General features: G+C 66.6%; 12 protein-coding genes. 4 read left to right on the forward strand and 8 right to left on the reverse strand.

Annotated features, from left to right (window positions below; translation table 11 throughout):
- Nucleotides 1–22: 22 nt before the first annotated feature.
- Together AC5RVV_RS10405 and AC5RVV_RS10410 are read right to left on the reverse strand one after the other, a co-directional pair.
- Complete coding sequence (locus AC5RVV_RS10405) at nt 23–445, reverse strand: hypothetical protein (RefSeq protein WP_494001224.1); 423 nt, start codon at nt 443–445, stop codon at nt 23–25.
- Between the two features lie 66 nt (nt 446–511).
- Nucleotides 512–2,200 (reverse strand): nuclease-related domain-containing DEAD/DEAH box helicase, encoded by a 1,689-nt coding sequence (locus AC5RVV_RS10410; RefSeq protein ID WP_494001225.1) that lies wholly within the window; start codon nt 2,198–2,200, stop codon nt 512–514.
- A gap of 224 nt (nt 2,201–2,424) precedes the next feature.
- Here AC5RVV_RS10410 and AC5RVV_RS10415 point away from each other — a divergent pair, with 224 nt between their 5' ends.
- Nucleotides 2,425–3,021, forward strand: coding sequence for an SRPBCC family protein (locus AC5RVV_RS10415; RefSeq protein WP_494001226.1), 597 nt, complete (start codon nt 2,425–2,427; stop codon nt 3,019–3,021).
- 27 nt (nt 3,022–3,048) lie between these two features.
- Here the strand turns inward: AC5RVV_RS10415 and pstS are convergent, their stop codons facing one another.
- Nucleotides 3,049–4,164 (reverse strand): phosphate ABC transporter substrate-binding protein PstS, encoded by a 1,116-nt coding sequence (gene pstS / locus AC5RVV_RS10420; RefSeq protein ID WP_494001227.1) that lies wholly within the window; start codon nt 4,162–4,164, stop codon nt 3,049–3,051.
- A gap of 42 nt (nt 4,165–4,206) precedes the next feature.
- Nucleotides 4,207–5,712 (reverse strand): FAD-dependent oxidoreductase, encoded by a 1,506-nt coding sequence (locus tag AC5RVV_RS10425; RefSeq protein WP_494001228.1) that lies wholly within the window; start codon nt 5,710–5,712, stop codon nt 4,207–4,209.
- A gap of 124 nt (nt 5,713–5,836) precedes the next feature.
- Here AC5RVV_RS10425 and AC5RVV_RS10430 point away from each other — a divergent pair, with 124 nt between their 5' ends.
- Nucleotides 5,837–6,403 (forward strand): cysteine hydrolase family protein, encoded by a 567-nt coding sequence (locus AC5RVV_RS10430; protein WP_494001229.1) that lies wholly within the window; start codon nt 5,837–5,839, stop codon nt 6,401–6,403.
- Between the two features lie 13 nt (nt 6,404–6,416).
- Here AC5RVV_RS10430 and AC5RVV_RS10435 read toward each other — a convergent pair whose 3' ends face one another.
- The gene (locus AC5RVV_RS10435; protein ID WP_494001230.1) at nt 6,417–7,007 is read right to left on the reverse strand and encodes a TetR/AcrR family transcriptional regulator; all 591 of its coding nucleotides are present in this window, start codon (nt 7,005–7,007) and stop codon (nt 6,417–6,419) included.
- 355 nt (nt 7,008–7,362) lie between these two features.
- Between AC5RVV_RS10435 and AC5RVV_RS10440 the strand changes: the two genes are divergently transcribed.
- Nucleotides 7,363–8,979 (forward strand): MFS transporter, encoded by a 1,617-nt coding sequence (locus AC5RVV_RS10440; protein WP_494001231.1) that lies wholly within the window; start codon nt 7,363–7,365, stop codon nt 8,977–8,979.
- 91 nt (nt 8,980–9,070) lie between these two features.
- Here the strand turns inward: AC5RVV_RS10440 and AC5RVV_RS10445 are convergent, their stop codons facing one another.
- The 3 genes from AC5RVV_RS10445 to AC5RVV_RS10455 all read right to left on the reverse strand — a co-directional run bounded on the left by AC5RVV_RS10445 (nt 9,071) and on the right by AC5RVV_RS10455 (nt 12,992).
- Complete coding sequence (locus AC5RVV_RS10445) at nt 9,071–10,546, reverse strand: MDR family MFS transporter (RefSeq protein WP_494001232.1); 1,476 nt, start codon at nt 10,544–10,546, stop codon at nt 9,071–9,073.
- 100 nt (nt 10,547–10,646) lie between these two features.
- A complete protein-coding gene (locus AC5RVV_RS10450; protein ID WP_494001233.1) occupies nt 10,647–11,126 on the reverse strand; it encodes a MarR family winged helix-turn-helix transcriptional regulator in 480 nt (159 codons plus the stop codon).
- A 126-nt stretch (nt 11,127–11,252) separates the two neighbouring features.
- Nucleotides 11,253–12,992 (reverse strand): CocE/NonD family hydrolase, encoded by a 1,740-nt coding sequence (locus AC5RVV_RS10455; protein ID WP_494001234.1) that lies wholly within the window; start codon nt 12,990–12,992, stop codon nt 11,253–11,255.
- Between the two features lie 217 nt (nt 12,993–13,209).
- Here AC5RVV_RS10455 and AC5RVV_RS10460 point away from each other — a divergent pair, with 217 nt between their 5' ends.
- Entirely contained in the window at nt 13,210–14,151 is a 942-nt protein-coding gene (locus tag AC5RVV_RS10460; RefSeq protein ID WP_494001235.1) for an MBL fold metallo-hydrolase, read from the forward strand.
- Nucleotides 14,152–14,269: the final 118 nt, after the last annotated feature.

Raw genomic sequence — 14,269 nt, forward strand, 5'->3', positions numbered from 1 at the left:
GCGGGCGCGGGCAGGGTATTGATCAGCGACGGCGGTGCCACGCCGGATCGTACTGGGTGGCCAGCCGAGCCAGTGTCAGTCCCGCCAGCAGCAAGCCGACGTCACGCAGCGCCACGTCGTAGAACCCCGACAGCGTCAGCAGGTTGACGATGATGCCCGCCAGCCAGAGGGAAACAATGTACGCGCCGTACCGCGGCTTGAACCAGACCACGATGCCGGCGGCTACTTCCACCACGCCGACGATCAGCATGGCGGTGTGCGCGCTGAAGGGCAGCAGGTTAACGACCCAAGGGGCCAGATACTGTTCCCAGTCAGTGAGCAGATTGAAGAACTTGTCCAGCCCCATCAAAATCGGCAGGACGGAAAAGCCCAGCCTGAGCATCCAGAAAGCACCGTAGGCGGGCTCGGTCCGGACCCGTTGCAGCGCAGGAGTGGTGGTTGCCATGGGAACCTCCGGTAAATTCTAAAAACCGAATAAGTAGTTTTAGAATGCTCCGCTGCGGCGGGAAAGTCAATGGTCTTGCTGCTGCTGGTCAGGATCCCAGGATTCGGTCTGGGTCAGCCTCTTGACCAGGGCACGGCCGCCCACCCTTGTGATGGCCGATCTTTCGCCCACGATGACCAGCAGGCTGCGCGCGCGGGAGAAGCCTGAATAGAGCATCTCGCGCGCCCGCTCGGGATCGCCGAAGCCGTTGACCGCCAGGACCACCACCGAGCGTTCGAGTCCCTTGAAGCCGAGCACGTCGCCGTAGAACACGTCGTCGTCGTCAAAAAAGGCGTCCCAGTATCCGCGCCAGCCCAGTGCGTCCACCGCTTGCTGATGCGCCGGATGCTTGCGCTTTGTGGTCAGCAGCGCCACTTGCTGTGGGGCCCAGCCTTCACGCTCGACCAGCTGCGCCACCGCATCGCCGGCCCGCTGGATGACGTTCCCGGCCGTCGCCTCCACCAGCCGGATGCGCGGGCCGGAGAGGCCCCGCGGAATCGCCAGCTCGGTGGACAGCGCGCCGCAGAACGCCGCGATCTGCTTCGTATTCCGCAGGTTTTCATTCAGCACCAAGGGAGGCACTTCAATCGGCGGCCAGCCGTCGCGGCCGAAAAGGCGCTGGTCTTCGTCCATAAACACATACAGGCCGCCGGCAGCAGGTTCCTTCAGGCACTCCAAGACGGCCTCCCACCACAGCGTGCCAAAGTCCTGGCCCTCGTCCACGACGATCGCGTCGAAGAGTTCGCGGACCGGCTGGTTCTTGGCCAGCCGTTTGAGTGTCCGGGGGAGGTAGTGCTCGTAGTACTGGTTGGTGAGCAACCGGGGGTCCAGCGGATGGTGCGCGGCCCAGCGGACCGGCAGGTCATAGAACATGCCCACGTGTGCCGGGCGTTCGGCCGGCTTCCACCCGGCCGTCTCGGTCTCGAAGTACCGGGCCAGGCCGCGGCTGGAGCACAGCAGCGCCACCCGCTTTCCGTCGCGCGCCAGCCGCCGGGCCTGTTCCAATGCGAGCCAGGTCTTGCCAGTGCCCGCGCCGCCGATGACGCGTGCCCGCGGCTGGTCCTTCAAAACATCAAGGATCGCCGATTGGTCCCGCGTCATCTGCTCGGCGCGGCCTTCGTGCTCGGCCGCTGCGGAGAGCGCCCCGTCGCCCGGCCGGGGGCGCGTCAACCATGCCACGATGCGGTCGGCGATATCCGGCGCGGTTTCGCCGTCCCCGTCGCCGCAGAAGTTGATGGCTTCCCTGACCGTGTCGTCCGGGTACTTCAGGTCCTCGCTGCCGATCACCATGGAACGCCTGAGGCCGGGGATGTCCCAATGCCGCGGAAGCCGCGTCTCCGGAAAGGCCAGCAGGTGGGCGAAGCGGACCCTGCGGCTGAGCCCCAACTGGGAGCCGAGGTAGCGCTGGAGCATGTGCCGGGCGTCCTGGGCGTGGACCAATGGATCCTTGATGCGGTGCTGCCGGCCGTTGGCGGACTGGTACCACTGGCCCGCGTCGTAGCTGATCTGCCCGCCTCTAACCTCGATGGCGGCGATGCCGACGCCGGGCCAGACAACGAGCAGATCCATCCGACGGGCGGCACCGTTTTCGACGATGTCGACCGAATGCAGCAGGGCGGCGGACGGCGGCAGGGTACGCTTCAGCGCCTCCCAGACCTGCCGTTCGGCAGGCTGGTCCCGGCCGAACTCAGGCTGTTCCGGAAAACAGCGCGGCATACCGCCCCCTCAACTTCAACGCAGTGGTTTACCACACAGACTACCAATGCAGGACATCGTCCCTTCTCGTCCCGGAACGCGGGCCCGGTTGCAGCCAACCCTCCCGCGCGTTCGGGCGTGGCCGTTCATTGCCGCGCCCCAGGCCGTTCTGTAGCGTTAACTGCAGGTGGCAACTCATGAAGGCGGTGCCTGCGGCGCCGTTCCGCGGCGGAATGAGGATGATCATGGCAACCATCGAAGAAACAGTCGAGATCTCGCTGCCCGCCGCAAAGGTTTATGACGAGTGGCTGCGCTTCGAGTACTTTCCCTCCTTTATGCACGGCGTGAAATCGGTGATCCGGACGTCCGACACCACGCACCATTGGGTCACGAAAGTCGGCGGCGTGCAGCGCGAATTCGATACGGCCGTGACCGAGGACGAGCCCGGAGAGCGGATCGTGTGGAGGAGCGAAGGCGGAATCAGGCACAGCGGCACCGTGACGTTCGGGAGCATCGACGCCGACACCACGTCGATGCACGTGCACCTCGATTGGGAGCCGCATTCCCTGCTGGAAAAGGCCGGTTCCGGACTGGGATCGGACCACCGGGAGGTGCGCAACGAGTTGTGGCGCTTCAAGACCTTCGTCGAGTCCGGAGGATCGGAAACGCACGAGCCGGGCAACCAGCAGTTCTACGGCGGAACCTTCGCCGGCGGATTTCCTCCGGCAGCCTCGGCCCAGCCGGACATCCCCCAGAACGAGGATGACAACGCCTACAACCGGGAGCCGGACGTCCGGGAGCCCGAGGACCGGGAGAACCGGAGGCGGGGTCCCGGCAGCTAATCTGCTACTCGGGGCCTGCGGCCGCTGTCAGGAACGGGCGCTGATCCGCTCCACGGAAGCCACGGCACGCTTCGACAGCTCCTCGGACAGCGGCGCGCTCTTGGCCGAGTCCGCCGCGTCCTTCTGGCCCTCGGGGCTCAGGACATACTGCGCGAACGCCTTGACCAGGTCCACCTTCTCCTGGTCCTCGTACGTGGTGCAGTAGATGTGGTAGGAGACCAGCATCAGCGGATAGGCGCCGGCGGCGGTAGTCGTCCGGTCCACTTCCAGGGCCAGGTCGTATTCCGGCCGCCCCTCGACGGGTTTGGCTTCGTCCAATGCCTTCGCTGCCGCTTCTGCGCTCACCGGGACATAGTCCTGGCCAACCTTGAGGTTGACCTTGCCCAGGGGATCCCCGACGGCGGAATCGTCCGCATAGGTGACGGCGCCCGCCGTGCCGGCGACCATGCTCACAACGCCCGTTGTACCCTGTGCGTTTTCCCCGGCATACTCTCCGGGCCAGGTGTCGCTGGGTTCCGGCGTCCAGACCTCTGGGACCACGGCGTGCAGGTACTCGGTGAAGGTCTCGGTGGTGCCGGAATCCTCGGAACGGTTGACGGGAGTGACCGCAAAATCGGGCAACTCCACGCCCGGGTTGTGCTCCGCGATGGCGGGGTCGTCCCAAGACCGGATTTCGCCCTGGAAGATCCTGGCAATGGTTTCGGCGTCCAGGTTCAGTTCGGTGATGCCCGGAAGGTTGAACGCCACGGTGATGGGGGAGATGTAGGACGGGACGTTGAAGGCGCCCTCGGGGCCGCACACCTTGCGTGACTGGTCAACTTCTTCGTCGTCCAGGTAGGCATCCGAGCCGGCGAACTCGACGGCGCCGGCCAGGAAGGCGGTGCGTCCTGCGCCGGAGCCGTCCGGCGAATACTGGACCTGCGCGTCGGAATGGAGCAGGCCGAAGCCGGCCACCCACGCGTCCATCGCCGCGTTCTGGGATGATGCTCCGGCCCCTGTCAGCGTGCCCGACAGGGAGGAGCCCTGCCGGGCGGCGGCTTCCTGGGCCGGACCCAGCGGGTAGTCGGAGCCGCAGGCGGCCAGGGACAAGGACATCAAGGCGGCGGTACCAAGGGCGGCCGCGCGGCGTTTCAACTGAGGCATCCGCACTAGACTACCGGTGCGGCGGCGTCAGTCCCAAGGGGGCTACCGTGCCTCGAGGTCCTTGACGGCGGGGCCTTCCAGCACTTTGCCGTCGGCGCTGAAGCGGGACCCGTGCAGGGGGCAGTCCCAGCTGCCCTCCGCGTCGTTCCAGGACAGCACGCCGCCCAGATGCGTGCAGACCGCGCTGACCCGGTGCGTGGCGGAGTCCACGGTACAAATGCCCACCGGCCGCGAATTTTCCCGCACCACAGTGCCCTGACCCTCCGGCGGTGCCGCATGCGTGGTCCGGGTCAATCCGCCCAGCCAGCCGGACAGCAATTCCAACCCGACGGACAAATTGGTGCCGGCGGTGCTGGCGGCGTCCCGTCCGGAGATGCGTGACTTATAGAGGTCCTTGGCCCAATGATTGTCGCCGCCCAGGATGGAGGCCGACAGCGCCAGTGCCGCCGCCACCCCGTTGGTCATGCCCCACTTGTTGAATCCGGTGGCCACCATGATGCGCTTTTCCCCGGGCAGGATCGGACCCACGTACGGCACCGCACCGGCGGGTTCATAGTCCTGCGCAGACCAGGTGTGCGTGGGCTCGGCACCCGGAAAGTGCTGTTGGGTCCAACGGAGCAGGTCATCGACCAGGCCCCGGGTATGGCCGTGGCGGCCGACAACGTGGCCGTTGCCGCCGACCAGCAAGACCTCCCGGTCGCCGTGGCGCGCGGTCCGCAGCGAGCGGGTCGGCCCGTCGATGGACAAATACATCCCCGACGGGATGCGCCCGGGCACCGTCAAGGCGGCGGCGTAGGAACGCATGGGCTTGAGCACGCTGAAGTGTCCGCCGCGGTTGAGCATGGGCGTGCCGGTCGCCAGCACCAGGATGCCGGTCTTAATGTCGCCCAGCCCCGTGCGCACGGTAAGGTTTCGCGGCCCCGCCCCGTCACCGCCGTCGTCCGCGCGGCCGATGCCCGTGACCCGCATGCCCTCGAAGACCAGGCCTCCGCGGCTGCGCAGTTCTGCAACGAGCGCCGCCAGGAGGTGCATCGGATGGATCTGGGCCTGGTCGGCCAACCGCAGCATCCCGGCGACCTCGAACGGCAGCTCGCCGGCACCGGAGACTTTTTCGACCGGCAGGCCGGCGGATTCGCTGGCGCGCTGCTCCGCCGCCAGGTCCTCGGCGCCCTCGGGGGTGGTGGCGTAGGTGAAGGCGTCCCGCCGGTCGTATCCCACCCGGTGTTCGTCGCAGTACCGCAGGATCCACGCCTGGGCTTCCCGCTGGGCGGCCACATAGGCCGCGGCGGTGCCGGAATCGTGATGGTTCGCGATGCGCGAAAGCTGGCTGCCCTGCAGCAGGGATACCTTGGCGGTCGTGTTGCCGGTGGTGGCGGCCCCGACCGACCGCGCCTCCGCCACGGCAACCCGGTGCCCGGCCCGCGCCAGCAGGACAGCAGTGGTGAGGCCGGTCAGCCCGGCTCCGGCGACGACCGAGTCGAACCCGGTTTGGCCGGAGTACGTGTCAACCGGAATCTGTTGGGCGGTATCGAGCCAGAGTGAATGCATGACGCTGTCCTTTCGGCCGGATGGTAGTACACACCACACCCTGTCGCTGCTGGCGCGTCAAGACCCAAACTGCGGGTGCACCTGACAGGATGGAAGCGAGGACGACCGGCGGAAGGCGGAGGGCATGAAAACTGCGGTGCTGATGATCGACTTGCAGAACGCGTACTTCGAGGACCCTGCCTTGGCCAAGCGGCAGGAAGCCGTGGTGGAGTCAGCCAATCTGTTGATCAGGACCGCGACGGCGGCGCAGGTGCCGGTGCTGCTTGTTTACACGCAGCACCTCAGGGACCGTTCAACCTGGACCCTCAGCATGCTCGACGATGACCAGGGATTCCTGTTCGAGGGGACCGAGCAGGCCGAATTCCTGCCCGGGCTGCAAACAGAGGGCCTCGAGCGCGTCGTCAAGACACGCGACAGCGCGTTTTTTGGTACGGGCCTGGCCGAGCGGCTGCGGGACGCCGGGGTGGAACGGCTGGTCCTGGCAGGCGTGGCGACCCACAACTGCGTGGCGCAGACGGCGGCTGATGCGTTCGCCCACAACTTCCGCGTGGTCTTCGCCAAGGACATGATTGCCTCGACCAATGAGGACTATGCCGGTTCCATGCTGCAGATCCTCAGCGATGAGTACCGCCAGCCCGTGCTGGGCCGCGGGGCGCTGGCCGAATTGCTGGCGGGCGCGCGCCAAGGGTGATCCAGCTGGAGGCTTACCCCTCCGAGAGCAGATGGCACCAGGAATCCGTCAGGGTTTCCAGGCACATCTCCCGATCCATAATCCAGCCCGTGCGGATCCACCGCTGCGAGAGGTATTCCAGCTGGCCAAAGGCGAGGACGCAGCGGACCTGGCGGCTGGCCGGGTCGAACCGCCCCGACCGATCCAGCCCGGATGTCATGTCCGCCGCAACATCGCGGAACCAGTCCTCCATGACCTTTGCAACCTCGGGCTCGACCGGGGCCGCCTGATAGACGGCATGCAGATAGGGGCGGGTTGCTTCCCATTGGTCGAATTTCCGGCTGATCCAGGCGCGGATCAAGTCGCGGGTACCCAGTTCCACCACGGTGGATAGGGCCGGGTCGTCCACGCTGGTGAGAATGGAGTCCACCGTCTTCACCACGTCGCCCATCAGCTGCGCCTTCGACGCGAAGTGCAGGTAGAAGGTCGTCCTCGTGGTGCCGGCACGGGCGGCAATGTCGTCGATCGTGGTGGCCGCGTAGCCCTTGGACTCAAAGAGGTCCAGGCCGGTGTCCAAGAGAAGTTGCCTGGTCTGCTGTTTTTGAGCCTCGCGGAGTGTTGCCATGCCACACAGGATAGCCGGTGTCCGCGGCTCCCCCGGACCAGCCGAGGCTGCCCTCCGGATTTCCGCGCACCGGCTGTAACACTTCAGCCCGGCGGCTCTTGGAGCGGAAACCCTCTCAAATGACACGTCGAATGTTCACTTGACACCATGTATTGTGAATCACTACTGTTAGCCCCATCACGATGGGCCTGTCGCCTGCGTCACAGGGTGCCGCAGACAGCACAGAGCATTGCGGCAGCGTCTCGTCTACCACCGGTTCCAGCGAGTGCGGACGAATGCGGCCGCCATGCCCGGACCGGTTCCGCCGAGCACCACCCGTTCACCACACCGCTCACACCATGACAAGGAAGTTCATATGAGCCAGGATCAGGGGACCCACACGTCATCGCCGCAGTCCGATCCGCCGCCCCAGGCGCCGCCCGTGCAGGTCACACCCGCGCGCACCAGGGGCACATTGGTCGCTGCATCATTGGCGGTCATGGTGGCGCAGATCGCCAACGCTCTGCCAGGCGCGCTCAATGGCGAATTCCAGGTCACCTTTAACACGTTCGGTTCCCAGCTGACCTGGATCACCGCCGCGTTCATGATTCCGGTGGTGGTTTTCGAGCTGACCTTCGGTGTGCTCGGTGACAAGTACGGCCACCGCAAGCTCGTCGTGGGCGGCGCCGTGCTGGTCATGATCGGCTCGCTGGTCTGCGCCATATCCCCGACGGTCCAGGCCATGTGGATTGGCTCCGCCCTTAACGGCCTGGGTGCGGGTGCGATTTTCCCCGCATCGTTGGCCCTGGTTGCTTCGGTGGCGCGCTCCATGCAGGAGCGCGTGCGAGGCATCGCCATCTGGGCAGGCTTCCTTTCGGCGGGTTCGGCCCTGTCGCCCTTGCTCGGCGGCGTATTTGCCGGCTTCGGCTGGTGGCGCGGGGCCTATGCGGTGGTGGTATTGACGGCCCTCGCCGCACTGCTGCTGACCGCCCTGCGCTCCGCCGAGGCCAAGGTGGCCCGGGAGCGCCGGATGGATATCTGGGGCCAAATCACCTTCGCACTGGGCCTGATCCTGGTTCTCTTCGGGCTGGTACAGGGTCCCGAAGACGGCTGGACCAGCGCCCACGTGGTAGCCGCCCTCGCCTCCGGTGTGGTGCTGTTGGCGATCTTTGTGGCCATCGAACTGCGAGTCGAGTCCCCGCTGCTGGAGCTGAGGCTGTTTCTGAACCGCCAGTTCGCCATCGCGTCGATCGTGGCCGTGGTCGGCATGTTCGCCTTCCTGGGTGCCTGCTTCTCCACAAGCATGTGGCTAGGGCCGGTCCAGCACCAGAACCCGCTGTACCTCGGCCTGCTGTTCCTGCTGCTGCAGGGGCCCGCCTTCGTGCTGATCCCCGTGCTGTCCCGGCTGCAGGCCCGCGTCTCATCCCGCTGGTTGATGACGTTCGGATTCCTGGCCATGGCTGCCGGCGCATTGATCAACTCCACTGCCGATGTCACCAGCCGCGACGTGACCGCTTTCATCCTGCCGTCCCTGCTGGTCGGACTTGGTTTCGCCTTCACGCTGAGCCCGATGACCGCTATTGCCGTTAACTCGGTGCCTCGGGAGATGACCGGCATGGCCAGCGCCACCACCAACCTCCTGCGCGACCTCGGGTTTGCGCTCGGACCGGTGCTGGTGGGCGCCATTGCCCTCTCCACCGCCGGCGGAAAACTCATGACCTCCCTGCAGACCTCCGGTTTGGCTCCGGACCAGTTGGGTCCGGCGATGGGCATTGCGGAAGCGGGCGGTCCGATCGCGCTCAACAGCATCCCCGAGGGCGTTCCCGGATCGGGCGGCAGCCAGTTCGCCCTCGAGGCCCTGGGCAGCGGATTCACGCAGGCCTTCCTGGTGGTTGCCATCGCGGCCCTGGCCGCGGCATTGCTCAGCTTCTTTGGGTTGCACGGCGTCAAGGAAACCGAACCGGAAGCAGCGGCATCGCGCACGGCCGGGTAGCATCCCGCAGCGCCGCGACCGAGACAGAGGAAGCCGGCCATCCCTTGGGGTGGCCGGCTTCCTCTTTGCGTGCGGGCGGGGCAACCGGGCCTTAGTGGCCGGTGTTCTCCTGCAGGCGCCGAACGAACGGTGCGCACACGACGGCCACGAGGCCGAGGATGCCGCCGACCGTGAAGGCGACCCGGACGCCGTCAACCAGGGCGACGTTCGCCGCGATGCCGCCGGCGGCTGCCGCCGCCGTGCCGATGGTCATGGCGGCAACGAGAACCGCGGTACCCGCGGCGCCGGCCAACTGCTGCAGGGTATTCATGATCGCGCTGCCATGGCCGTACTGCTCACGCGGCAGGGCGCCCAGGGCCACGGTCATCAGCGGAGTCATCAGCATGGCCATGCCGACGCAGAACACAGTATGGAAGACGACGATCGTCGGCACCGGGGTATCAATATGGACGCTGCCCAGCAGCCACTGCCCGCCGGCCAGCAGGAAGGCGCCGGGAATGACGATGGGCCGGGGGCCCACCTTGTCGTAAAGGCGGCCGACGAGCGGGGACACGATCCCTTGGATCAGGCCGCCGGGCAGGAGGGCCAGGCCGATGGTCAACGTGCTCAGGCCCATGCCGTTCTGCATGAAGATCGGCATCACCATGACCGTGCCCAGCATGGTGGCCATGGCGATCATCACGATGATGACCGAGATGCGGAAGTTGTGCACCTTGAACGGACGAAGGTCCAGCAGGTCCGACTCTGTCTTGCGCAGGGCACGCTGGCGCTGAATAAAAAGGACCAGCGCGACGGCGCCGACGACCAATGCCACGCCCGGGGCCCAGGAACCTGCCATCAGGTCGGCGATCGAGGACAGCGCATAGACGATGCCGCCGAAGGCGAAGGCGGAGAGGATGACCGAGAGGACATCCAGCGGAGCCTTGCGCGTCTCCTTGCCGGTCTTGATGGCAATGACGCCGAAGAGGAAGACGATGATGGCCACCGGCACCATCAGGCCGAAGACCCAGCGCCACGTCAAGGAGTTGATGACGGCGCCGGAGAGGGTGGGGCCGATGGCCGGAGCCACGGAGATGACCACGGAGTTGAGGCCCATGACGGTGCCGCGGTGCCGGACCGGCACGGAGGTGAGCGTGGTGGTCATCAGCAGCGGCAGAATGATGGCCGTGCCGGCCGCTTGGACGATGCGCGCGATGAGCAGCACCGCGAACGTCGGGGCGATGGTCGCCAGCGCCGTGCCGAGGATGAAGAGCAGCATCGCACTGATGAAGAGGCTCTTCGTGGTGAACCGCTGAAGCATGAAGCCGGTGGTCGGAATGACAACGGCCATCGTGAGCATGAAGCCCGTGGTCAACCACTGCGCCGTGGTGGCCTGGACGCCCAGGTCCGCCATCAGGTCGGGCAGTGCGACCGTCAGCACGGTCTCGTTGAGGATCATGATCAGCGCTGACAGCACCAAGGCGGTGATCACGGCGGCGATGCGCTTGGGCGAGATCCTCTCGGGCTCCACGGCCTCTGCCGCCTCCACCTCTCCGGGCGGAATTTTCTCCTCTAGGACGTCTTTCATGGCCACCTTTTCTGTTTGTGGGGTGCGGCAGACAGGTGCGCCGCTAATACTTACAAAAGTATAAGTATACCGAAAAAGAAAAGCGCGGCTGGCCGACGGTTCAGCGCTGGTCCGGCTCGTTGATCAGCGCCGCCAGGCGCTGGAGGGCGGGCAGGCTCGCCGCGATCTGTTCCTGTTCCCCGGGGTGTAGCCTGGCGGCCGCCGTCCCCAGGGTTTCCGCCCACGCGGTTTCCAGCATGATCCTGATCCGCTGGGACTCGTCGGTGGGGTGCAGCGTCACGTAGCGCTTGTCCGCCTCGTCGCGCCTGCGCGTCACGAGCCCGCGGGCCACCAGTTCACGCAGTTGGGTGCTCACGTTGCTGAACTGGCGGTCAAGCCTGGAAGCGACCTCGGCCACGGTTATGCCCGGGTGCGCTTCGATGACCCGCATGATGTCCACCATGCCGTTGGGCAGCAACGGGACGCCGGAATTCTCGTGGGATTTTCGGCGGACATCGGAGGAGATGTCGATCAAGGCCACCGCCAGATCGCGGTTGTCCTCGACGGCTTTCCGGGCCGTGCCGCCCTCGGTTGTTTCCATTACCCAAGGATAAGAGGTGCGCCGGGCACCTCCGGCCGTGACGTTCAGGATCGCTGATCACCACGGCCGGGGAAGCCTCGGGGGCACCTCGAGGGCGCCCGGCCGCCGGTCGGGGCTGCCGTCGCGTTAGTTCGCCCCATCCTCGGCCTTGCGGGCGGTGAAGGGCAGGACCAGCCGGGACCGGTGTGCGGCGTCGCGGTAAATCTTGTGCGTCACCGGGCGTCCCACCGGGAGGTGGAAGGCGTCCGGAGGCAGCAGTGCGTTGTGCTCGTCGGCCAGCGGCTCGCCGTTGGAAAGCTCGGCCACCAGCCGGTGTCCCGGCCTGAAGGTGTTGGCGAACGGGTAGAGGCGCAGGACATACTCCTCGATCTTCCCCGGCTCCACCGGCACGGCACGGGTGTGCGGGTGGATCGGGCTGCCCTCGCTGGTGCGCTCCTCGTCCAGCTCGCGGTGCGAGGCCTTGAGGTAGCCGGTGGTGATCAGTTGGCGCTTGCCATTCGGGGCGTAGTCCCACAGGCGCAGGATGAAGTTCGAGTCCGGCTGGTCGATCTCGGCGAAGATGTGCGCGGCGCCGGTGCCGATCATCTCCGTGTCCTCTTCGAACGGCCCGGTGCTCCAGCTGAGGATCTCCACCTTGTCGGTCACCGTCAGGGGCGCCTGGTAGAAGCCGTCCGGGGCCGCATACTCCACGCCCATCAACTCCGGCTCGGCGGACAGCTTGTGGCGCGGACGAAGGTAGAGGGAGGTGTACTCGATCTCCTTCGGCGGCCACTGGTCCGCCTCGACGGTCTCGCGGGAACCTTCGACGAAAACGCTCACGGCCGGCTCGTCCATCACGCCGTTGTCGATGCCCTTGATCCAGTAGTCGTACCAGCGGAACATCTTGTCGTGCTCCTCGATGAACGGGCGCGACTGCATGGGCGGGTAGGGGCCGATGGTCAGCTTCTTGGGTCCCTTGAGCGAGTTGTACAGCTCGATGGTGCCGTCCATGGTCCAGCCGCGGCCCTGGTCGATTTGGAGCCAGACCGGGATGTCGATGTTCGGAGCGAGCGTGATGGGGTTGCGCTCCTCGTACCACTCGCCGTCCAGCTCGTTCATAACGATGTCGAACCAGGCTTCGTGGTTCTTGGGGTAATGCAGCACGTGGACCAGGTTCGGCCAGGCGGCAACGTCCGGGTCCTCGAGGCGCTTGGCGACCAGCTTCTTGAGCTCCTCGGGCGAGTACTTTTCGATCATGCGGGACTTGACGCCGTCGGTGAAGGCCCAACCGGAGTCTCCGCCGCGGCCTTCGCGGGCGGCGCGGGGCATGAACCACATGATGCCGCCGTGGTAGGTGGTTTCGTAAAAGTCGTAGTGGCCGCCGCTGACGAAAATCGCCTTCAGGTGGGGCGGGCGTTCGGCCGCGGCCAGTACCTGCATGGAGCCGAAGTAGGAGATGCCGACCATGCCGACGTTGCCGTCGCACCACGGCTGTTCGGCAACCCATTCGATGAAGTCGTACGCATCCTGGCCCAGCGATACGCCGCCGGCGTTGTAGTTGCCGATGTGTTCGCCGCCGGAGTCGCCGGACCCCCGCAGGTCGCCGATCACGTGGACGTAGTCCTCCTTGACGATGCGGGCGATGTCGCCGGCCTCGATGCAGCCGTCCCACATCGGGCTCGGACGCCGCTGCGGGGGAGTGGTCAGCGCCAGCGCCTGCAGCTCCTTGCCGTACGGGCTCAGGGCCACCAGCGCCGGCCGGGGCTTGTCCTCCAGGCCCTGGTAGGTGTCCGCGGCGAGCTCAACGCCGTCCCGCATTGGGATCCGCAGGTCCTTGCGGATCTTGATCGTCTCCCCACCGGCATTCCACGTCGTGAAATCAGTCATGTGTGCACTTCCTTGTTGACGTTCGAGTGCCAGGTGTCCCGCTGGCAGGCGCGCTCTCCGGAGCCACGCTCAATTATATTATTATAATAAAGTGCCGTGCAAACGATGGTGACCAGGCCCGGGCCGCGGCGCGGAAAGGCCGCGCGAGGGCAAGGGTCCGCGCTGTCGAGCCGTACCATCAGGACCGGGAACGGGTCCCGGAGCCGAGGAGAGAACAATGACGCAAGAAGTGACCATCCATCCGCTGGTCTCGCCCTGGGGCCGCTTCGGTCTCTACAGCTTCTTCATCGACGCGCCCGAGCCGGCCATCGTCGACACGGGCATCACCACGTCACCGGTCGAGGGCATGGCGCCGGAGCTGGAGAAGCTGGGCCGGCGCATCGAGGACGTCAAGTGGATCCTGCTGACCCACGGCCACATCGACCACCTCGGCGGTGCCCACGCCCTCTGGGAGCTCACCGGCCGGAAGGCGAGGGTCGTCATCCACCGGGCGGACGCCCCGTTGCTGCGCTCCCGGCAGGCGCACGTGCAGAACTACCTCGACGTCCGCCGGCAGTACCTCGACAACCCGAACGCCGTCGAGGAGCAGACGAAGGCGGCCGGGCATGCCATCTCGGGCGAGATGGAACCGGACATGCTCCTGGAGGGCGGCGAAACCCTCAGCCTTGGCGGGGACGTCACGGTCTCCGTGCACCACATCCCCGGCCACACCGCCGGCTCCGTGGCCTACGTGGTGGACGGGCAGGACGCCGTGTTCGTCGGCGACTCCGTCCAGGTCCACGGCGCCGCCAACCACTTCCCGGGGTATGAGGATCCGGACGCCTACCGTGCCAGCCTCCGCTACCTGCGCGACGAAATCCGTCCCAACCGCCTGTACCTTGGCCACCCCTACCGCAACACCGAGGGCGTGCCCTTCGACATCGGGATGGACGCCGGCACGGCCCGACAGGCCCTGCAGGAGAGCCTGGACATCGAGGCCCGGGTCCGCGCCGCCGCGCGCCGCTCCGTGGAGGGCGGCCTGCAGGAGAGCGACTCGCCCTATTCGCCGTTCGCCTCGGTGGCCGAGGAACTCGGCTATACCGGAGATCCGACGCTGGAGCCTTCCCCGTTCTTCACGACCCTGCACGGCTACCGCAAGCTGTACGGCAAGAGCGCCTGACCGGCCCCACACCCCAGACGACGACGGCGGCGCGCACCTATTGGGGCGCGCCCCCCCGGCGGGGGGGGGGGGGGGGGTGCGCCCCCGGGAAAGTAAACGGCCCGTTGGAGGTGGGCCC

The sequence above is a fragment of the Arthrobacter sp. MDT2-34-1 genome (assembly GCF_059091365.1).

Bases quoted from the DNA above. Each gene is read 5' to 3' on its own strand.
- AC5RVV_RS10405 (WP_494001224.1), bottom strand. From the start codon at position 445: ATGGCAACCACCACTCCTGCGCTGCAACGGGTCCGGACCGAGCCCGCC.
- AC5RVV_RS10410 (WP_494001225.1), bottom strand. From the start codon at position 2,200: ATGCCGCGCTGTTTTCCGGAACAGCCTGAGTTCGGCCGGGACCAGCCT.
- AC5RVV_RS10415 (WP_494001226.1), top strand. From the start codon at position 2,425: ATGGCAACCATCGAAGAAACAGTCGAGATCTCGCTGCCCGCCGCAAAG.
- pstS (WP_494001227.1), bottom strand. From the start codon at position 4,164: ATGCCTCAGTTGAAACGCCGCGCGGCCGCCCTTGGTACCGCCGCCTTG.
- AC5RVV_RS10425 (WP_494001228.1), bottom strand. From the start codon at position 5,712: ATGCATTCACTCTGGCTCGATACCGCCCAACAGATTCCGGTTGACACG.
- AC5RVV_RS10430 (WP_494001229.1), top strand. From the start codon at position 5,837: ATGAAAACTGCGGTGCTGATGATCGACTTGCAGAACGCGTACTTCGAG.
- AC5RVV_RS10435 (WP_494001230.1), bottom strand. From the start codon at position 7,007: ATGGCAACACTCCGCGAGGCTCAAAAACAGCAGACCAGGCAACTTCTC.
- AC5RVV_RS10440 (WP_494001231.1), top strand. From the start codon at position 7,363: ATGAGCCAGGATCAGGGGACCCACACGTCATCGCCGCAGTCCGATCCG.
- AC5RVV_RS10445 (WP_494001232.1), bottom strand. From the start codon at position 10,546: ATGAAAGACGTCCTAGAGGAGAAAATTCCGCCCGGAGAGGTGGAGGCG.
- AC5RVV_RS10450 (WP_494001233.1), bottom strand. From the start codon at position 11,126: ATGGAAACAACCGAGGGCGGCACGGCCCGGAAAGCCGTCGAGGACAAC.
- AC5RVV_RS10455 (WP_494001234.1), bottom strand. From the start codon at position 12,992: ATGACTGATTTCACGACGTGGAATGCCGGTGGGGAGACGATCAAGATC.
- AC5RVV_RS10460 (WP_494001235.1), top strand. From the start codon at position 13,210: ATGACGCAAGAAGTGACCATCCATCCGCTGGTCTCGCCCTGGGGCCGC.